The organism is Vibrio sp. 10N.222.55.B11 (assembly GCF_041473705.1).
Taxonomy (GTDB): Bacteria; Pseudomonadota; Gammaproteobacteria; order Enterobacterales; family Vibrionaceae; genus Vibrio; species Vibrio crassostreae_C.
The window spans coordinates 60,135-81,101 of the sequence record NZ_JBFRST010000020.1 but is presented as its reverse complement, the minus strand read 5'-3'; the positions used below and the strand labels follow the sequence as shown (position 1 = coordinate 81,101).

The following is a 20,967-nucleotide window of genomic DNA, read 5'->3' as shown; positions in this document are numbered from 1 at the left end:
TGAATTGCGCTTCTAAAGGTGTACCTTTTTCCCATGGTTTTTCGAGGCTGTGCTGGTGGTTTTCATACCGATACAAAGAGGGTTAGTTTTGAGTACGGATTTATGAGTGATTTAAGATAACGTTTCTCACAGGATGTTTTTTAAATCTCTGATTATAAAAATTTGCAGGTTGTGATTCGTTTGGATTTTACTCAATTGGCTGTAGGTTGAAATACTGTTATAGTAATCCTTAAATAATACATAACATATAAAATAAGTGAACTTATGATTAGCACTTTTAATTCAATTTCGGGCTCGAAGCGTAGCCTGCACGTGCAAGTAGCGCGTGAAATCGCTCGTGGAATCTTGTCTGGCGATCTGCCGCAAGGTTCTATTATTCCTGGTGAAATGGCGTTATGTGAACAGTTTGGTATTAGCCGAACGGCACTACGTGAAGCAGTTAAACTATTAACTTCTAAAGGTTTGTTAGAGTCCCGCCCGAAAATCGGTACTCGTGTAGTCGACCGCGCATATTGGAACTTTCTTGATCCTCAGCTGATTGAATGGATGGATGGTCTAACCGACATAGATCAATTCTGTTCTCAGTTTTTAGGCCTTCGCCGTGCGATTGAACCTGAAGCGTGCGCACTGGCGGCTAAATTTGCAACGGCTGAACAACGCATTGAACTTTCAGAAATCTTCCAAAAAATGGTAGAAGTGGATGAGGCTGAAGTATTTGATCAAGAGCGTTGGACAGATATTGATACTCGTTTTCATAGCTTGATCTTTAATGCGACAGGTAATGACTTCTACCTGCCATTCGGCAATATCTTGACTACGATGTTCGTGAACTTCATCGTGCACTCTTCTGAAGAAGGAAGCACGTGTATCAATGAACACCGTAGAATCTATGAAGCAATCATGGCTGGTGATAGTGATAAGGCACGAGTTGTGTCTGCTGCACACTTGCAAGATGCCAACCACCGTCTGGCGACGGCGTAATAGAAATAATCTAGAGCGTAGGTAGATGAGTCACCTCATATAGAGATGAACAGCATTACGCTCGGATAAACGACTTAAAAGGGTATGCCAAGTGCATACCTTTTTTGTTGTCTACCGTTTACGAAAATTGGCTGCTTTCATGTATGAAAAAAGCCAGAGACTGTTGTCTCTGGCTTTGAGTTGTTTCAATATTCTAGCTTAAACAAGCGGCTAATCATGATGTTCGTAAGTTTGCTTTTGTTTCTGCTTTTTCTTCATTTTTAACGTTGAATAAACCGAGAATACAGCTAACACGATAAACGCGAGAGCAATAGGACGCTCATAAAGGAAAGACCAACTGCCATCGTACATCAGCAGTGATTTTCTAAGGTTTGTTTCTGCCATTGGCCCTAAGATGATCGCAAGCAGAATCGGTGAAGAAGGGATATCCAGTTTAGTTAAGATAAAGCCAAGTAGACCGAAACCGATTGCAATACCCACATCAAACATCGAGTTGTTAATTGCGTAAGCGCCGACAATTGAAAGGAAGACAATGATTGGAATCATGATGATCTTCGGTACTTCAATGATTCGACAGAAGAAGCGAATACCCAGTAAACCAATCACTAACATCACAAGGTTAGCGACCAACATTGAGCTGAACACGCCATAAACCACTTCGGGGTTTTGGGCGAATAGCAGTGGGCCTGGTATGAGTCCTTGTACTATAAGTGCACCAAGAAGAACCGCTGCCACGGCATCTCCAGGAACACCTAGTGTTAATAACGGAACTAGCGAGCCACCCGTTACGCCGTTGTTTCCAGATTCAGCGGCTGCAAGGCCACGAACCGAGCCTTTACCAAACTCTTCTGGGTTCTTAGACGAACGTTTTGCTTCGTTGTAACAAACAAATGCAGATATATCAGCACCAGCACCCGGTACCGAGCCGATAGTTGTTCCCATCAAACCACTTTTTATGGCCGTTGGTAGCATTTCTTTGAGATCACTTTTACTTAATAGTTTGTGGTCAAATTTCGGTGCAACGACTTTCTTTTCAGAGAACAGCTTCTCTAGTTGGTTTAATGCCTCAGATAGAGCGAATAAACCAATTAAGACAGGGATGACATTGATTCCGCTGTAAAGATCCATGATGTCAAAAGTAAATCTTGGCACACTGCTGATTGGGTCGAGTCCAACAGTTGAAACCAATAATCCAATGGTTCCCGCAAGTAACCCTTTAAAAATGTTGTTCGAAGAAACACTCGCAATAATCGTTAAACCAAACAGAGCGAGTGCAAAATATTCTGGCGCATTAAAACGCAGTGCAAAGGTCGCTAATTTAGGCGCAATCGCGATGAGGACGATAGTACTTAACAGCCCGCCAATAAATGATGCAACAGCAGAAATACTTAATGCTCTTGCTGCTTGTCCTCTAACAGCCATAGTGTGACCGTCGAGTACACTTGCTGCAGAAGCCGGTGTTCCTGGGGTTTTAAGTAAAATTGCGGCAATTGAGCCACCGTAAATCCCACCAATGTATACACCAATTAACATCACAAGGGCTGAAGTCGGTTCCATGCCAAAGGTAAATGGAAGGAGAATTGCCACGCCCATTGTCGCTGTAAGTCCGGGTAGTGCGCCTAAAATAACGCCGCCCAGTACGCCAAAAACAAGGACAGGAAGCACTGCAAAGCTAACTGCAGTTGAGAGACCATCGATTAGATATTCAAACATATGACCTCCTAAGACCACGTTGCTTCAGGAAGCGCGATGTAGAACACCTCGCCAAATAGATAGTAAACCGCGAACACAAAGACAACGGCGACAACGTAATAGATTGGCTTCTTCACTTTGAAGTAAACGAGGTAGAACATAAATGCAATCAAACTAGCATAAAGGTAGCCAACTACACTGATGAGTAATGCGTAGCCAATAAGAAAAGCAACGCCGAAAATCGACATCTTGCTTATCATCGCTTCTTGTTGTTCAGAGGCACCTTTTAATTTGTGTTGAACGATGAGAACAATACAGATAGCAATTTGGGCAATCACAATCATCATCGGGAAGAATTTTGCATCGACACTTGCATCTTGGTACATCGGACGATCAAATTGAGTGATCAGCGCGAACGCGATTGCGCTAAGGATAATGATGATAGAAGGGAAAACGACGTTTCGGTTTAAGTAAGAGTGAGAGTTAGACATGGAGTTTACCCCTAAAAAGTAAAGCAAGGGAAAGGTACAAACTAGTAACAGAGGCACAACTGATAAAAGCTGTGCCTCTGAACAAAGGTTATTGAATTAATAGAGTCAATGATTTTGTATCTTCTGCAACAAACTCAGTGAAGGCTTTGTCATCAAGATTGTGAATCGTCATTGCACCTTTCGCCATGAAAGTTTTGAACTCTTCACTTGCCATTGCTTCATCAAATGCAGCCCCCAACTTCTCGATTACTGCATCAGGTGTATCTTTTGGAGCACCAATACCGCGCCATGTACCTGTTACTACATCAATGCCTTGCTCTTTCAAAGTAGGAACATCTGGAATGTACTGAATACGTTCTTCAGACATGACACCTAATGCTTTTAGTTGGCCTGAACGAAGTTGAGCGATAGCTTCACCAGGAGTAACCATAGTGACGTCTGTGTGATGGCCTAGTACAGCAGGAATTGCTTCTGATGCACCGTTGTAAGGGATAGCGTTTAATTTAATGCCTTGATCTTTTTCAAGAGACATTAGGTAGAAGTTTGGCGCAGCGGTTGAAGCGAATTTTACGCTGCCTGGTTTTTCTTTGGCTTCCTTAATCAGGTCGTTAATCGTGTTGTATGGGCTATCTGCTGCAACCAATACGACCGCAGGATCTAAGTTAACTAAACGAATGAGTTTAAAGTCGTCAGCGGTATGACGCATCAAACCCATTTGAGGAAGTGAAGCGATTTCACGTGTTACTACTGTTAATGTGTAACCATCCGCACGCTGCTGAGCACCAAAGCTCATCCCAACTGCGCCTGCGCCACCAGTACGGTTCATGATTGAAATATTTTGCCCAAGAATGTCTTTCGCGCTATTTGCAAGAGTACGACCAACGGCATCGGTGCCGCCGCCCGCGCCAAATGGCACAACTAAGCGAATGTTTTTGCTTGGATAGTCAGCTGCAATTGACGTTGCAGAAACAAGTATACCGGCTGCTAGCATAATGGATTTTAATAGTTTACTCATAATAAGTACCTTCTGTTTCTAATTATTAGCGATATGTTTTTGTAGGGTTTTCTGCTTTTTCTGTTTGGTATTCGTGCATTGCTAACTGTTCAATAGCTACCGCTATCCAGCCACTGATCAGCATGTCATACCATTGTTGTACACCACTGCAGGCAACAACCACGTTTCCGTAAACAAACGAACCATAAAACAGTAAGTCTTCGTCACGTAGTGAAGATGGGTGTTGGGAGTGCAGTGTTAGATTGCTTGTCGATTCTCGCCACGCTTGTTGTGCTTTCTTACGGGCAAGGTGATCAAACTTGATTGTCCAGTTGTCAGGAGCTCCTAACGACTCTTCATATAGAATGGCGTCTTCAAAAGAGGCTTCCCAAGGCTTGAGGTGTGGATTCATAACGACAATATGCAGTTCTTTTCTATTCGTTCTTTCAAACAGCTTGTCGATAGAGGGTTTAACGATATCGATAGCGTCTTGAGTGATATCTTTCATTGATCGCATTCCACATGTCCTTACGTTTGGTAGATGAATATAGAATATTGTATGACAATAATTCTTCAATTAACGATGACTTGGAAGCGGGGAGCGATCACAAGTGAAAGTCTTCTAACTAGACTTCGATCTTGTTTTAACCATATTGTTTCGGAAATAGTGTGATTCTGGTCTTTTTTTGAGCTGGGTGTAAATGGACACAGATCCAGTTTTATTTTGGCTGATTTCCTAGATATAAACTCACCACCATATGCTCGCCGTTCTGTTAATTCATATGGGAGAAAATTTTGGCTTGATAATCGAGCGTCCTATAACACAACGAGTTATATGCGAACATGTCAGCGGCTCACCTGCAAGACGCTAACCACCGTTAAGCTAAACGCGTGTTTCAACTATTATGTGAACCACTTAAACGTCCCGATGAACCATTTATAGGTTCATCAAAACCAGTCAAAAAGGTATACCAAGTGAATGCTTTTTTTGTTTTTAAGAAGTGTGTTGCACCATGTGTAGCACGGTTTTGGTTCACTCCCGATTAACTCTTTCTTAAGGCAATTTTTCTTGTATACGTTTAGCGGTAGTTCTTTTTACCATCGTAATTAAGAGAATATTGCGGCGAGATTTGTGTTTTAGACACTCGATCTCTCCTCAAATAATTATGCACCATCCATGATTTTTCATTTTTTATCTTTTGAATCCATCATCATCTCAACAAGATATGTGGCTTCTATATTGAGTAACTTACGTAGAATTCTAATAGAATTAGCTACTCTCAATTGATATAAAACACTGGTTTATTGTGTGATAAATGAGGGTGATTCAGCTCTGATTTGGCTTTTATTATTTTTGAGAATTTTATATTTATATGTGTTTGGTTGTATTTGTTAATAAGTGTGCAAAGTCTCGCTTTTTTATAAGTCTTTGATTTTAATGGGTGTGATGTTCTTTGGTCTTGGTTTTTTGAGTTTTTATCTCAAACACCAGTAATTTCCTTAATGGATTGGCCATATTCCATCCTATGTCATATATATAATTAACTTAATCAATCAAAATAAGATCGCCATCACTTATTTGGATTATTGTACTACAAATAAAGTTTGAGATTTCCTATAGTCCTCGTAACAAAATACAACGGACAAAGGATACACGATGGAACTCAACACGATTATTGTCGGCATTTATTTCCTATTCTTGATTGCGATAGGTTGGATGTTTAGAACATTTACAAGTACCACCAGTGACTACTTCCGCGGGGGCGGTAACATGTTGTGGTGGATGGTTGGTGCAACCGCCTTTATGACCCAGTTTAGTGCATGGACATTCACCGGTGCGGCAGGTAAAGCGTATAACGATGGTTTTGCAGTAGCGGTCATCTTCGTAGCCAACGCATTTGGTTACTTCATGAACTTCGCATATTTTGCTCCAAAGTTCCGTCAACTACGTGTAGTAACGGTAATCGAAGCAATTCGTATGCGTTTCGGTGCGACTAACGAACAAGTGTTCACTTGGTCTTCAATGCCAAACAGTGTTGTTTCTGCCGGTGTATGGTTAAACGCACTAGCAATCATCGCTTCTGGTATCTTCGGTTTCGACATGACAGCAACTATCTGGATTACCGGTTTGGTTGTATTGGCAATGTCTGTAACGGGTGGTTCATGGGCGGTAATTGCATCTGACTTTATGCAGATGGTTATCATCATGGCAGTAACCGTGACATGTGCTGTTGTTGCTGTTGTTCAAGGTGGCGGTGTTGGTGAAATCGTGAATAACTTCCCTGTAGCGGAAGGCGGTTCTTTCCTTTCTGGTAACAACATTAACTACTTAAGCATCTTCAGCATTTGGGCATTCTTCATCTTCGTGAAGCAGTTCTCTATTACTAACAACATGCTTAACTCTTACCGTTACCTAGCGGCTAAAGACTCAAAGAACGCGAAGAAAGCAGCGCTACTAGCGTGTGTGCTAATGCTTTGTGGTGTATTTATCTGGTTCATGCCTTCTTGGTACATTGCAGGTCAAGGTGTCGACCTAGCAGCAGCTTACCCAGAAGCAGGTAAGAAAGCGGGTGACTTTGCCTACCTATACTTCGTACAAGAGTACATGCCAGCAGGTATGGTTGGCCTTCTAGTTGCGGCGATGTTTGCAGCGACAATGTCTTCAATGGATTCTGGTCTAAACCGTAACTCGGGTATCTTTGTTAAGAACTTCTATGAACCAATCGTTCGTAAAGGTACGGCTAGCGAAAAAGAACTAGTAACGGTTTCTAAGATTACTTCTGCCGTGTTTGGTATTGCTATCATCCTTATTGCACAGTTCATCAACTCGCTTAAAGGTTTGAGCCTGTTCGATACCATGATGTATGTAGGCGCACTGATCGGCTTCCCAATGACAATTCCTGCATTCCTTGGCTTCTTTATTAAGAAGACTCCGGACTGGGCTGGTTGGGGTACGCTAGTGGTTGGTGGTTTTGTTTCTTACTACGTGGGTTTCGTTGTTAACGCTGAAATGGTGTCTTCAATCTTCGGTCTAGAAGAGCTAACAAGCCGTGAATGGTCTGATGTTAAGGTTGCTATCGGTCTGATAGCTCACATTACGCTGACAGGTGGTTTCTTCATCCTATCAACTCTGTTCTACAAGCCATTAACTGAGAAGCGTCAAGCAGACGTTGATAAGTTCTTCGGTAACCTGTCTACTCCATTAGTTGCGGAGTCAGCAGAACAGAAAGTACTGGATAACAAACAGCGTGAAATGCTTGGTAAACTGATTGCGGTAGCGGGTGTCGGTATCATGCTAATGGCTCTACTCACTAACCCAATGTGGGGACGTCTAGTCTTCATACTTTGTGGTGTGATTGTTGGTGGTGTTGGTGTGCTATTGGTTAAAGCGGTCGATGACGGCGGCAAGCAAGCGAAAGCAGTAACTGAAAGCTAATACATAGAAAACGATTATAATAGAATGCGACGACTCGAAAGGGCGTCGCATTTTTTTTGCTCTGCGAAACGGAAAAACGGTCAGGTGGAAGATATCTGACCTAAATCACGAAAACTGTACAAAATGGTTCAATCGAACCGAAATAGATTTAATTGTCCTACAATAAGACGTATATTATTGCTAATTCCTTCAATCAACTTGAAAAATAAGTGAGTTAGAATGAGCGACCAAAAATCTCTTGATGCAATCAGGAAGATGAAGCTGGAGAATGATACTTCAGCAGGTAATCTTGTAGACCTACTCCCTATCGAAGTACAGAAACGTGACTTCGACCTATCATTCCTAGACAACTTGAGCGAAGCACGTCCACGTCTTCTTGTTCAAGCAGATCAGTTAGAAGAATTCAAAGCGAAAGTGAAAGCTGATGAAGCTCACTGCATGTTTGATGATTTCTACAATAACTCGACAGTTAAGTTCCTTGAGACTGCTCCTTTCGAAGAGCCTCAAGCGTACCCAGCTGACACGGTAGGCAAAGCTTCTCTATGGCGTCCTTACTGGCGTCAAATGTACGTTGATTGCCAAATGGCACTAAACGCGACACGTAACCTAGCAATTGCTGGTGTTGTGAAAGAAGACGAAGCGCTAATTGCTAAAGCAAAAGCTTGGACTCTAAAACTGTCTACGTACGATCCAGAAGGCGTGACTTCTCGTGGCTATAACGATGAAGCGGCTTTCCGTGTTATCGCGGCTATGGCTTGGGGTTACGACTGGCTACACGGCTACTTCACAGATGAAGAACGTCAGCAAGTTCAAGATGCTTTGATTGAGCGTCTAGACGAAATCATGCACCACCTGAAAGTGACGGTTGATCTATTGAACAACCCACTGAACAGCCACGGTGTTCGTTCTATCTCTTCTGCTATCATCCCAACGTGTATCGCGCTTTACCACGATCACCCGAAAGCAGGCGAGTACATTGCATACGCACTAGAATACTACGCAGTACACTACCCACCATGGGGCGGTGTAGACGGCGGTTGGGCTGAAGGTCCTGACTACTGGAACACGCAAACTGCATTCCTAGGCGAAGCATTCGACCTATTGAAAGCATACTGTGGCGTAGACATGTTCAACAAAACATTCTACGAAAACACAGGTGATTTCCCGCTTTACTGCATGCCTGTTCACTCTAAGCGCGCGAGCTTCTGTGACCAGTCTTCAATCGGTGATTTCCCAGGTCTAAAACTGGCTTACAACATCAAGCATTACGCAGGTGTTAACCAGAAGCCTGAGTATGTCTGGTACTACAACCAACTGAAAGGCCGTGATACTGAAGCACACACCAAATTCTACAACTTCGGTTGGTGGGACTTCGGTTACGATGATCTTCGCTTTAACTTCCTTTGGGATGCACCTGAAGAGAAAGCACCATCGAATGACCCACTGTTGAAAGTATTCCCAATCACGGGTTGGGCTGCATTCCACAACAAGATGACTGAGCGTGATAACCATATTCACATGGTATTCAAATGTTCTCCGTTTGGCTCAATCAGCCACTCTCACGGTGACCAAAACGCATTCACGTTGCATGCATTCGGTGAAACGCTAGCGTCAATCACTGGCTACTACGGTGGTTTCGGTGTTGATATGCACACGAAATGGCGTCGTCAAACGTTCTCTAAGAACCTTCCACTATTTGGCGGTAAAGGTCAGTATGGCGAGAACAAGAATACAGGCTACGAAAACCATCAAGATCGCTTCTGTATCGAAGCGGGCGGCAACATCTCTGATTTCGACACTGAATCTGATGTGAAGATGGTTGAAGGTGATGCGACAGCGTCTTACAAGTACTTCGTTCCTGAAATTGAATCTTACAAGCGTAAGGTTTGGTTTGTTCAAGGTAAAGTATTCGTAATGCAAGACAAGGCAACGCTTTCTGAAGAGAAAGACATGACTTGGCTAATGCATACAACTTTCGCAAACGACGTGGCAGACAAGTCTTTCACTATCCGTGGCGAAGTTGCGCACCTAGACGTAAACTTCATCAACGAGTCTGCTGATAACATCACGTCAGTTAAGAATGTTGAAGGTTTTGGCGAAGTTGACCCATACGAGTTCAAAGATCTTGAAATCCACCGTCACGTTGAAGTGGAATTCAAGCCATCGAAAGAGCACAACATCCTGACCCTTCTTGTTCCTAATAAGAACGAAGGCGAGCAAGTTGAAGTGTCTCACAAGCTTGAAGGTAACACGCTAATGCTAAATGTTGACGGTGAAACGGTTTCAATCGAACTGTAATTCGCTGAAGCAACAGAAGCTAGATATTAAAAACTCCGAGTGAAAGCTCGGAGTTTTTTTGTTTTGTTAGCTAGCAAGTTGGATACTCAGTTAAATTGTATTAGTTGGCAAAGTTGGGAACCCCATCAGGTTGAAACGAAACTAATTGGCTGAGAAATCAATCGCTTCTCGATGCCAAGTCAGTAGATCGAGGGCTAAACCTAGAAGTTGATATACACAAAGACTGTGTATGTACTTAGCCACTATGCTTAATGAAAGGTGCAGGAGTAGTATACGAGACCTATATTTATCGTTCTGTTAAAAGAATAGGGCGCCAACCCCTTTTTCGTAAAAACTGATATGACTTACTTCTGCGTGAACAGTCTAATCACTGGCTGAGTAGGGGAGTCGTGAACTATACATAGGTAAAGGCGTAGCTTGTGCTTACTAATCGTATGACATTTAACGTATGTTATTTCATCAATAGACGGTTTTTAAACTGGCAAATAGTTCCTGTAAGTACAAAGCGTGCCCCATATTTTCTCGTAAAGTGAACCCTCGTCACAACTTGCGTCTAAGCATTGAAGGATTACCCTAAAACTATTGCGTAACGAGAAAGACGTAGTTATTATAATGAGCATATAATCATACAATACTATATTTGGAGTTTGAACATGACTAAACCTGTAATCGGTTTCATTGGCCTAGGTCTTATGGGCGGCAACATGGTTGAAAACCTGCAAAAGCGCGGCTACCACGTAAACGTAATGGATCTAAGCGCTGAAGCTGTTGCTCGCGTTACAGATCGCGGCAACGCAACTGCATTCACTTCTGCTAAAGAACTAGCGGCTGCAAGTGATATCGTTCAGTTTTGTCTTACAACTTCTGCTGTTGTTGAAAAAATCGTTTACGGCGAAGACGGCGTTCTAGCTGGCATCAAAGAAGGTGCAGTATTAGTAGACTTCGGTACTTCTATCCCTGCTTCTACTAAGAAAATCGGCGCAGCTCTAGCTGAAAAAGGCGCGGGCATGATCGACGCACCTCTAGGCCGTACTCCGGCACACGCTAAAGATGGTCTTCTGAACATCATGGCTGCTGGCGACATGGAAACTTTCAACAAAGTTAAACCTGTTCTTGAAGAGCAAGGCGAAAACGTATTCCACCTAGGTGCTCTAGGTTCTGGTCACGTTACTAAGCTTGTAAACAACTTCATGGGTATGACGACTGTTGCGACTATGTCTCAAGCTTTCGCTGTTGCTCAACGCGCTGGTGTTGATGGCCAACAACTGTTTGACATCATGTCTGCAGGTCCATCTAACTCACCATTCATGCAATTCTGTAAGTTCTACGCAGTAGACGGCGAAGAGAAGCTAGGTTTCTCTGTTGCTAACGCTAACAAAGATCTTGGTTACTTCCTTGCTCTTTGTGAAGAGCTAGGTACTGAGTCTCTAATTGCTCAAGGTACTGCAACTAGCCTACAAGCTGCTGTTGACGCAGGAATGGGTAACAATGACGTACCAGTAATCTTCGACTACTTCGCTAAACTAGAGAAGTAATCGACGTACGACCTCGCTAGGGTATTGCCTGTCTTTTTAGGCGGCGATACCTCAGCGAGGTTCGTTTTTATCTGCCATACCCAACCCTTTGTTCCCTCGTTAAACTCTTCTACTTCTACTTCCTCAGCTACACCTACTCAAAACTCTGTTCAACTTTGTTACTGCCTCAATTCCTATTTTTGTTTCTATATCTATATCTATATCTATATCTATATCTATTTGTAAATTCAAAGCCTTCTAGCACCAACTCACTCACTTTTCCTCGCAAGCTTAAACCAGTGCACTTAACTGATTGTTGGCGATGGCTTAACACCGCTCGTATATCGGGTCTGAAAAGAAAGTAAAAAAAACCCACACAGCTGGTGACTGTATGGGCATGTTCGGACGAGCCGTCTGGAAAAACAAATGATCAATAGAAAGTGAAAAAACGAATAACGAGATCCCCCGACAGTTTCTACGTTAAACGAGTTCAATGACCTTAAAGCGGCTGCTTCAATTATCACTTTGAACTGAACAAAAGCATCCAGAAAGAACTTAAGTTATGATTCAAATACACCATAACTTAAGGCTTATTGTATTACAAATAAATTTTAAGATTGAATGCCTTGAGTGAATGGTTGGTTAGTGAAAATGTGACCTAAGGCTCACTTTTCTAGTCAGGTGACCGAAAGTGATATGAATAATTTGAGTGGAGGCATTATCGGCGAAGTTGTGAGGTAATCATCTGAAAGTTGATCATTTTTAATTGGTTAATTATTCCTTTCTAATCATGTTAAAAGTTCAAACTCATAAATGATACCTATGTCACAGGGTGATTTTAACCAGTTTTGATATGTCAAGATTGCTCACAGAAAGTGCGGTAAATTAAACATACAATATTAATTAAATTGATGGTTGTGACGATGGAACGGCATGAACAAGTTTTGCTTCCCGTATCTTCGAATATCTAAAAAATGACCATTTCATTCGGATAAAAATAATAGACATAGGTTGATATGGATTATGAATTCAAAATTGTCTCTAGGGTTTAAAGGAAAATTGATTTTAATGGTGGCGATCGTCAGTTCCAGTGCCTTGGCATTTACGAACTGGTTCACGCTTAACTTGGCGACTGATCAAGTAAACCAAACGATTTATAACGAGATTGATCACTCGTTAACGATAGAAATTAATCAGATTGAAAGCACCGTCCAGCGCACCATCGATACGGTCAATTCCGTTGCACAAGAGTTCATGAAATCCCCATACCAAGTACCAAACGAAGCGCTGATGCATTTTGCCGCTAAGCTCGGTGGTATTGACAAGATTGTAGTGGGTTTTGATGATGGTCGTTCTTACACTTCTCGTCCTTCAGAGTCTTTCCCAAGCGGTGTTGGAATCAAAGAAAAATACAACCCAACGACTCGTCCTTGGTATCAACAAGCGAAATTGAAATCAGGTTTATCTTTTAGTGATCTGTTTTTCACCAAGAGTACTCAAGTACCTATGATTGGTGTGACTTACACCTATCAAGATCGCGTCATCATGGCAGACATTCGATTTGATGATTTGGAAACTCAGCTCAAACAGCTAGATAGCATCTACGAAGCCAAAGGTATCATCGTGGATGAGAGAGGGATGGTAATTGCATCCACAATAGAAAACGTGCTTCCACAGAGCAATATATCTTCTGCTGACGCCTTAATGAAACTCAATGAAGCTATTGAACTACCTGACCAATTCATTGAAGGTATGATTGATGGTAATCAGCGAATCTTGATGGCTAAGAAGGTCGATATTGGCAGCCAGAAAGAGTGGTACATGATTTCTAGTATTGATCCTGAACTTGCGCTCGATCAGTTGAATGGCGTGATGTCGAGTGCGCGTATCCTTATCGTGGCATGTGTGCTTGGCTCGGTGATATTGATGATTTTACTGCTGAATCGCTTCTACCGCCCAATCGTGTCACTGAGAAAAATCGTCCACGATCTATCTCAAGGTAACGGAGACCTGACTCAAAGGCTTGTTGAGAAGGGGAATGATGACTTAGGGCATATCGCCAAAGACATCAACTTGTTCATCATTGGTCTGCAAGAGATGGTTAAGGACGTCAAATTTAAGAACTCGGATCTCGATACTAAGGTACTGAGTATTCGTGAAGGTTGTAAAGAAACCAGCGATGTACTGAAAGTTCACACTGATGAAACGGTTCAAGTGGTCTCTGCAATTAACGGCTTATCTGAAGCATCAAACGAAGTCGAGAAGAGTTCTCAGTCGGCGGCAGAAGCAGCAAGAGAGGCCGCTGTGTTCAGTGATGAGACGAAACAAATTAACACCGTGACGGAAACCTATATCAGTGATCTTGAGAAGCAAGTCTGCACCACCTCTGATGATATTCGCTCAATGGCGAATGAAACGCAGAGCATCCAGTCTATCGTGTCTGTGATTGGAGGAATTGCGGAACAAACTAATTTGCTGGCATTGAATGCGTCAATTGAAGCGGCGAGAGCGGGTGAGCATGGCCGAGGTTTCGCGGTGGTTGCTGATGAAGTCCGTGCGTTAGCCAACCGAACTCAAATCAGTACTTCTGAAATTGATGAAGCGCTGTCTGGCTTGCAGTCTAAATCAGATGGTTTGGTTAAATCGATTGAGTTGACCAAAAGTAACTGTGAAATGACGCGTGCCCAAGTGGTTCAAGCGGTAAATATGTTGGCCAAGCTAACGGAACAGATGGAAACGGTAAGTCGTTTTAATAACGATATTTCGGGTTCGTCTGTTGAGCAGAACGCCCTTATTCAGAGCATTGCTAAGAACATGCATAAGATTGAAAGCTTTGTTGAGGAGCTTAATAAGCTAAGCCAAGATCAGTTGATTGAATCAGCAGAAATCAAAACACTTAACGGCAGCGTTAGTGACTTGATGAGCAGCTTTAAGGTTTAACTTTTCTAATATTTATATTTAAAAATCAACATACTAAGTTTAGTTGTTGATCTGAGAGCCACTCAATAGCTTGCGAGTTTAGAGTGGCCTTTCTGCGTTTTTCTTGAGTCTAACTCTACGCAATACTCATTCATCCCACTTCATTTGCCGCATCTCACATTCTGATAAATATATAATTGACATAAAATAGTACAAATATACATTGTCACTCTATTCTTATGGATAAGTGAGATAAATGTGAATAAGCCAATCTTCGTCGTAGTACTCGCTTCGCTTACGTATGGCTGCGGTGGAAGCAGCTCCAGTGACAGCAGTGATCCTTCCGATACCAATAACCCAGGAATGCCCGCTGGTGTTGTTGCTCCCTATGATATTACCAAGTATCAAAACATCCTTTCCAGCTCAGATCTTCAGGTCTCTGATCCTAATGGAGAGGAGGGCAATAAAACCTCTGAAGTCAAAGATGGTAACTTCGATGGTTATGTCAGTGATTATTTTTATGCTGATGAAGAGACGGAAAATCTTATCTTCAAAATGACGAACTACAAGATGCGCTCTGAAGTTCGTGAGGGAGAAAACTTCGATATCAATGAAACGGGTGTAAGACGAAGCTTGTATGCGGAAATAAGCTTACCTGATATCGAGCATGCAATGGCGAGTTCACCTGCCGACCATGATGAAGTGACGTTGCTGCAGATACACAATAAGGGGACTGATGAGAGTGGTACGGGTTATATCCCTCATCCGCTATTGCGTGTGGTTTGGGAGCAAGAACGAGATGGCCTCACAGGTCACTACTGGGCAGTCATGAAAAACAATGCCATTGATTGTAGCAGCGCTGCTGACTCTTCGGATTGTTATGCCACGTCATACAATCGCTACGATTTAGGTGAGGCGGAATTGGACAGTTTTACCAAATTTGATCTTTCTGTTTATGAGAACACACTGTCGCTCAAAGTGAATGATGAAGTAAAAGTGAATCAAGACATCGCTTACTGGCAGCATTTATTGAGCTACTTCAAAGCGGGTATCTATAACCAATTTGAGAATGGTGAAGCGATTGCTTACTATCAGGCGTTGAGATACACCACGACTCAAATCGATGGATCAAACGATTGGGACATTAATGATTGGAAGCTGACTATTCCACCGAGTAAGAATGATTGGTATGGAAGCGGTGGTGACAGTGCTGCTGAGTTAGAACCAGAACGTTGTGAATTGAGTAAAGATCTTCTTTCAAATGACAGCGATGTGTACGACAGTGATATTGATCTTTCTTACTTCAATACTGATGAAGGAAGAATGCACTTTAGAGCGGATATGGGATACGGCACCTCTACCCAAAACTCTAGCTATATTCGCTCTGAGCTCAGGGAGTTGTATCAAAGCAGTGTTCAACCGGATTGTAGCACCAGCGATGAAGATACAAGTTGGTATTTGGACGACACTAGAACGAACGCTACCAGTCACGAGTTAACCGCAAGCTTGCGAATTGAAGATTACCCGAACATCAACAATCAAGATCCAAAAGTGGTACTTGGACAAATCCATGGTTGGAAGATCAATCAAGCATTGGTGAAACTATTATGGGAAGGCGAGAGTAAGCCAGTAAGAGTGATACTGAACTCTGATTTTGAGCGCAACAACCAAGACTGTAATCATTGTGACCCGTTCAGTGTCGAGTTAGGGACTTATTCGGCAAGTGAAGAGTGGCGATATACGATTCGTGCCAATCAAGACGGTATCTACTTGGCGACTCATGATTTAGATGGAACCAACACCGTTTCTCATTTAATCCCTTGGGGACAAGATTACACAGATAAAGATGGGGACACGGTTTCGTTAACATCAGATTGGACATCGACAGACATCGCTTTCTATTTCAAAGCGGGCATCTATCCGCAGTTTAAGCCTGATAGCGACTATGTGGGTGAAGTGTTTGATGTGAGCTTTAGTTCTCTTAGAGCAGAGCATAACTGAGTTCTCTGATGTTTGATGAGCCATGTCGGTAATGAGGAAGACCATATTGATACCTACAATGTGGTCATTTTTGTTTTTGGACACTTACAGTGATGTGTTTGGAAGGACAAATATTTTGCCCGAACCCTGAAAATACACACGATTACAGCTCGCTTGTTCTGGCCTTGCTATCTCATTTCGTATTCTCAATTCTTATATATTGTCTTTTATCAATAGGAAGTGTGATCCAGTTAAAGTATGGAAAAAGCGAAAAGTGTTCCCAGTCTCATTTATCCAACGAAGTGTTTTATTTGTATTATAAGATTACGTAATATTTTTGTGTTATCGCAAATACTGAGAGAGAAAATGCCTTATAGCTCGTGTTTGCCAATTTATCTTTCACTTACGAACGCTGTCTTTGTATTATAATAATGGATTAGACATGAAACAAATTACTCTAAAAACCTTACTCGCTTCTTCTATTTTACTTGCAGTTGGTTGTGCGAGCACGAGCACACCGACTGTTGATTTCCCAAATAACAAAGAAACTGGTGAAGCGCTTCTGACGCCAGTTGCTGTTGCCGCTAGTAGCCATGATGGTAACGGACCTGATCGTCTCATTGACCAAGACCTAACAACACGTTGGTCATCTGCGGGTGACGGTGAGTGGGCAACACTAGACTATGGTTCAGTACAAGAATTTGATGCGGTTCAAGCATCTTTCAGCAAAGGTAACGAGCGCCAGTCTAAATTTGATATTCAAGTAAGTGTCGATGGCGAAAACTGGACAACCGTACTTGAAAACCAACTGAGCTCAGGTAAAGCGATCGGCCTAGAGCGTTTCCAATTCGAGCCAGCAGTGCAAGCGCGCTACGTAAGATACGTTGGTCACGGTAACACCAAAAATGGTTGGAACAGTGTGACAGGGTTAGCTGCGGTTAACTGTAACATTAACGCTTGTCCCGCTAGCCATATCATTACTTCAGACGTAGTAGCTGCAGAAGCGGCAATGATCGCTGAAATGAAAGCAGTGGAAAAAGCACGTAAAGATGCGCGCAAAGATCTTCGTTCAGGTAACTTTGGTGTAGCAGCGGTTTACCCTTGTGAGACCTCAGTTGAATGTGACACACGCAGTGCACTGCCAGTTCCGACAGGCCTGCCAGCGACACCAGTTGCAGGTAACGCGCCAAGCGAAAACTTTGATATGACGCATTGGTACCTATCTCAACCATTCGACCATGACAAAAACGGTAAGCCTGATGATGTTTCTGAGTGGAACCTTGCAAACGGTTACCAACACCCAGAGATCTTCTACACAGCTGACGATGGTGGTCTAGTCTTCAAGTCTTACGTGAAAGGTGTTCGTACCTCTAAAAATACTAAGTATGCGCGTACAGAGCTTCGCGAAATGATGCGCCGTGGTGACCAGTCTATTAGCACTAAAGGTGTTAACAAGAACAACTGGGTATTCTCAAGCGCACCTGAGTCTGACTTAGAAGCTGCTGCTGGTATTGATGGCGTTTTAGAAGCAACGTTGAAAATCGATCACGCAACAACAACAGGTAATGCGAACGAAGTAGGCCGCTTTATCATTGGTCAGATTCACGATCAAAACGATGAACCAATTCGTTTGTACTACCGTAAACTGCCAAACCAAGCAACGGGTGCGGTTTACTTCGCACACGAAAGCCAAGATGCAACTAAAGAGGACTTCTACCCTCTAGTGGGCGACATGACGGCTGAAGTGGGTGACGATGGTATCGCACTTGGCGAAGTGTTCAGCTACCGTATTGACGTTAAAGGCAACACGATGACTGTAACGTTAATGCGTGAAGGCAAAGACGACGTTGTACAAGTGGTTGATATGAGCAACAGCGGTTACGACGTAGGCGGCAAGTACATGTACTTCAAAGCAGGTGTTTACAACCAAAACATCAGCGGCGACCTAGACGATTACTCACAAGCGACTTTCTACCAGCTAGACGTATCGCACGATCAATACCAAAAGTAATCTGATCGAATAACACTTAATATTTAAGTTATCGCAATAGCCTCCAGCCTCAGGGTTTGGAGGCTTTTTTGTGCCTGCTGTTTAGGTAGAGGAAATATTAGGCCGTTAAATAGATCAAGTAGAGGGCTAGTGGTTGGCCTTGGTGCTCAGTTCTAAATTTGCCTCCCTATCCTTTGCTCAATCTTCAATACAGCTTCCCATTCGCCTCACGTGCCTATCTTAGTAAATAGCGGTTACATGCAATGATACTGGGAACGATAAGCTTAGGTCGCTCGTACGAGCTTGTATTTACACATGAAGTATTCTCAACCACTCATGGCTAGGTGTTTAAGGTTGGTTTTTAGAACGTGATTAATCCTAACCCTATGTAAACAGGTTAGTTTTCTTGGTTTCGATGTAGGGAGGAGTTTGCAGTTGCAACAGGATTATACAGAGCCATTTCTAGCCTTGGTTAAAAGTGACATGTACCAAAGCAACATAAATACTTGATGACATTGAGAAGTCAACGCGGCGATTGATGAGCTTTCGAGGTTTGAATTTGTCATGAATTGGCAAGTCTCTTAAAGGAGAGTGTCAGTGGGCTATTTGCGAGTTAGTTTTGCCAAATGAATGATTTAGTGAAGTTGAATGGAAATAAAAATGCCGTCACTAAGACGGCATTTTTGACAGAGTTTTAAGTTAACTAAACTGACTACTCAGCATTCAGAGGATCTTCAGCAACAACTGCAGAGAATGTACTTGAGTTGTATGGTGATGCACTTAAATCTGCGCCAATACTGTAGTTCTCGTAGTCATCAGAAAAGATTTCAGTCGTGCCTGCTATATCGGAATAAACCTTGTAGTCGTCGACGTATAAAGTCGTATCCGCTGTTCCACTGTTTGATGAGAACTTAATGGCTGTCGCAGTGACTTCCACACCTGGATTAGTGTTTTGTGATGTATAAGGACCATACTCTGTACCATTGACTTTCACGGTGTAAGTACCAGCAGCGCTCAAGCTTGATGTGTCCCAAGACATCTCTAGGTCAATCCATGTACCTGGAGTGAATGTCGTGACTTGAGTGCTTTCACCACGGAGTGTGATCTTCCCTTCATCAATTTTGAATTCTCCGATTAATGAACTGGTAGAGTTAGCTGAATCAAATAAAGAAACATATGCAGACTCAGTTTCAGCAGCACCATAGTACATCGAAACTTTATGTGTACCCGTCGTCATGCCTGAATCAAACTTGTAACGCAACTCTCCGGTGTCACTTGTATCTTGGTCGGTAATTGCGGCCACTTGGTTGTCGGTAGGCTCAGATGGATCTGGATCGACAGGAGCCTCTCCAGTCAAACTAATAACCGTAGCTTCAGAAGTGCTACTGTTATACGGGTTGTTGTTTAAGTCATATCCAACGGAGTAGTCATTGAAAGTGTCTTTGAACTCTTCAACATACTCTCCAGTAGACTCATTAAGTGAGTATACTTTTAGGTTGTCGGCAATCAGTTCATATGGCGTTACGCCACTGTTTGTACCTAGACGAAGGGCAATAACTTGAACTTCACCTGAACTATTTGATGAGACCGCTCCAGTATAGGTTTCACCATTGATGGTAAAGGTATGTGACGTTGGCGTCCAAACCACCTCGACAGTTGCATCAAACGTGCTGTTTGCATCAAAGGTACCGCCAGTCGCAGTTAGTGAACCAGAAGCGTCGCGGAATTGAATAATACCGTCACCAATCGCTATGTCACCGTGATGATAAGCGTTGCTTACTTTATCGTTCTCATCATTGGTTGAATAAAGCGAAATATAAGAGTTGTTCTGACCTTCATCAACTTGAGTGCTATCTGGATTAAGTTGGTAGGTTAGATCAACAGTTAACTTACCTGAAGAAATCGTTTTGCCGACCGTAGAGCTCGTATTTAAGATCTTCAGTCTCAACTCACCAGTATCATCGGTTAACGTATCTAAAATTTGAGCGGCATTATTAACGCCTGAAGCTTCATCTGCTGTGTCTGCAGAACTCGTAACTTCAGTATTTTCGCTGTGGTCGGTACCTGAAATAGGAATGTTGCCGCCAATACTAAGCCCACCGTCAGCTGCGGAGTAATCACCATCTACGGTTATTGTGCTTACTGAACCATCATTATTGAATAGCGTGAACGCAACTTGACCTGAAGTATCATCTTCAATTGTCTCTTCATAAGTGGTTTCAAATCGTTCGTATTCACCGAGTGTGGTGTCAGCTGAATTGTCAGTGTAGTAATAAAGTGTCTCACCATCTGCTGAGAAGCGATATACGTTGGGTAAATCAGTACTACTCGATGATGAATAGGCTGCTGAGAATGCTGAAGTATCAGAAAATTCCCAATAACCATTTAATAATGCTGAGGTAGGTGTTGCAGGATCGGTAGAACCATCCGTCGGAATAGGTAAACCATCACTGTTACAACCAAATAATAAACCTGTCGAAAGGGCGACAGCAGTAGCGACTTTAGAAATCTGCATAAAATATTCTCTTTATGATATTAAATCCATATGTAAATCACATAAGAAATAGATAATAAGTAGTCGTTAAATATTTTTAGGATAAAGCTAATATTTATTAGAACATCCTATTCTTTAAAATAAAGTAATTTAAATAGCCCAAATTTTTACGAGAGGA

At 42.5% G+C, this 20,967-nt stretch carries 12 protein-coding genes; 7 read left to right on the top strand and 5 right to left on the bottom strand.

Annotation, left to right across the window (positions count from 1 at the left end; translation table 11 throughout):
- Nucleotides 1-264 precede the first annotated feature (264 nt).
- Nucleotides 265-981: a FadR/GntR family transcriptional regulator gene (locus AB4503_RS08780; RefSeq protein WP_102332116.1), complete on the top strand. Its 717-nt coding sequence runs from the start codon at nt 265-267 to the stop codon at nt 979-981.
- 210 nt (nt 982-1,191) lie between these two features.
- Here AB4503_RS08780 and AB4503_RS08775 read toward each other — a convergent pair whose 3' ends face one another.
- The 4 genes from AB4503_RS08775 to AB4503_RS08760 all read right to left on the bottom strand — a co-directional run bounded on the left by AB4503_RS08775 (nt 1,192) and on the right by AB4503_RS08760 (nt 4,675).
- Nucleotides 1,192-2,694 carry a tripartite tricarboxylate transporter permease gene (locus tag AB4503_RS08775; protein ID WP_372114327.1) on the bottom strand — a complete coding sequence of 501 codons (1,503 nt, stop codon included), beginning with the start codon at nt 2,692-2,694 and terminating at the stop codon, nt 1,192-1,194.
- Nucleotides 2,695-2,702: 8 nt separating this feature from the next.
- On the bottom strand, nt 2,703-3,164 hold the full coding sequence (locus AB4503_RS08770) for a tripartite tricarboxylate transporter TctB family protein (RefSeq protein ID WP_010438352.1): 462 nt from the start codon (nt 3,162-3,164) through the stop codon (nt 2,703-2,705).
- 88 nt (nt 3,165-3,252) lie between these two features.
- Nucleotides 3,253-4,179: a tripartite tricarboxylate transporter substrate binding protein gene (locus AB4503_RS08765; RefSeq protein WP_372114325.1), complete on the bottom strand. Its 927-nt coding sequence runs from the start codon at nt 4,177-4,179 to the stop codon at nt 3,253-3,255.
- A 25-nt stretch (nt 4,180-4,204) separates the two neighbouring features.
- Nucleotides 4,205-4,675 (bottom strand): hypothetical protein, encoded by a 471-nt coding sequence (locus tag AB4503_RS08760; protein WP_016785024.1) that lies wholly within the window; start codon nt 4,673-4,675, stop codon nt 4,205-4,207.
- Nucleotides 4,676-5,815: 1,140 nt separating this feature from the next.
- On the opposite strand from AB4503_RS08760, the gene AB4503_RS08755 reads away from it, so the two are divergent.
- The 6 genes from AB4503_RS08755 to AB4503_RS08730 all read left to right on the top strand — a co-directional run bounded on the left by AB4503_RS08755 (nt 5,816) and on the right by AB4503_RS08730 (nt 18,316).
- A complete protein-coding gene (locus AB4503_RS08755; protein WP_017061477.1) occupies nt 5,816-7,594 on the top strand; it encodes a sodium:solute symporter family transporter in 1,779 nt (592 codons plus the stop codon).
- 219 nt (nt 7,595-7,813) lie between these two features.
- Entirely contained in the window at nt 7,814-9,892 is a 2,079-nt protein-coding gene (locus AB4503_RS08750) for a DUF4962 domain-containing protein (protein WP_017061476.1), read from the top strand.
- Nucleotides 9,893-10,545: 653 nt separating this feature from the next.
- Complete coding sequence (locus AB4503_RS08745) at nt 10,546-11,427, top strand: NAD(P)-dependent oxidoreductase (protein WP_004733521.1); 882 nt, start codon at nt 10,546-10,548, stop codon at nt 11,425-11,427.
- Between the two features lie 1,047 nt (nt 11,428-12,474).
- Nucleotides 12,475-14,346 (top strand): methyl-accepting chemotaxis protein, encoded by a 1,872-nt coding sequence (locus tag AB4503_RS08740; RefSeq protein WP_372114441.1) that lies wholly within the window; start codon nt 12,475-12,477, stop codon nt 14,344-14,346.
- A 237-nt stretch (nt 14,347-14,583) separates the two neighbouring features.
- Nucleotides 14,584-16,326: a polysaccharide lyase family 7 protein gene (locus tag AB4503_RS08735; protein WP_372114323.1), complete on the top strand. Its 1,743-nt coding sequence runs from the start codon at nt 14,584-14,586 to the stop codon at nt 16,324-16,326.
- A gap of 421 nt (nt 16,327-16,747) precedes the next feature.
- Nucleotides 16,748-18,316 carry a polysaccharide lyase family 7 protein gene (locus AB4503_RS08730; protein ID WP_102332120.1) on the top strand — a complete coding sequence of 523 codons (1,569 nt, stop codon included), beginning with the start codon at nt 16,748-16,750 and terminating at the stop codon, nt 18,314-18,316.
- A gap of 691 nt (nt 18,317-19,007) precedes the next feature.
- Here the strand turns inward: AB4503_RS08730 and AB4503_RS08725 are convergent.
- Entirely contained in the window at nt 19,008-20,810 is a 1,803-nt protein-coding gene (locus tag AB4503_RS08725) for a hypothetical protein (RefSeq protein ID WP_372114322.1), read from the bottom strand.
- Between the last annotated feature and the right edge of the window lie 157 nt (nt 20,811-20,967).

Coding starts and splice junctions, on each gene's coding strand:
- AB4503_RS08755 (WP_017061477.1), top strand. CDS start 5,816: ATGGAACTCAACACGATTATTGTCGGCATTTATTTCCTATTCTTGATT.
- AB4503_RS08745 (WP_004733521.1), top strand. CDS start 10,546: ATGACTAAACCTGTAATCGGTTTCATTGGCCTAGGTCTTATGGGCGGC.
- AB4503_RS08780 (WP_102332116.1), top strand. CDS start 265: ATGATTAGCACTTTTAATTCAATTTCGGGCTCGAAGCGTAGCCTGCAC.
- AB4503_RS08775 (WP_372114327.1), bottom strand. CDS start 2,694: ATGTTTGAATATCTAATCGATGGTCTCTCAACTGCAGTTAGCTTTGCA.
- AB4503_RS08750 (WP_017061476.1), top strand. CDS start 7,814: ATGAGCGACCAAAAATCTCTTGATGCAATCAGGAAGATGAAGCTGGAG.
- AB4503_RS08765 (WP_372114325.1), bottom strand. CDS start 4,179: ATGAGTAAACTATTAAAATCCATTATGCTAGCAGCCGGTATACTTGTT.
- AB4503_RS08740 (WP_372114441.1), top strand. CDS start 12,475: ATGGTGGCGATCGTCAGTTCCAGTGCCTTGGCATTTACGAACTGGTTC.
- AB4503_RS08760 (WP_016785024.1), bottom strand. CDS start 4,675: ATGCGATCAATGAAAGATATCACTCAAGACGCTATCGATATCGTTAAA.
- AB4503_RS08725 (WP_372114322.1), bottom strand. CDS start 20,810: ATGCAGATTTCTAAAGTCGCTACTGCTGTCGCCCTTTCGACAGGTTTA.
- AB4503_RS08770 (WP_010438352.1), bottom strand. CDS start 3,164: ATGTCTAACTCTCACTCTTACTTAAACCGAAACGTCGTTTTCCCTTCT.
- AB4503_RS08730 (WP_102332120.1), top strand. CDS start 16,748: ATGAAACAAATTACTCTAAAAACCTTACTCGCTTCTTCTATTTTACTT.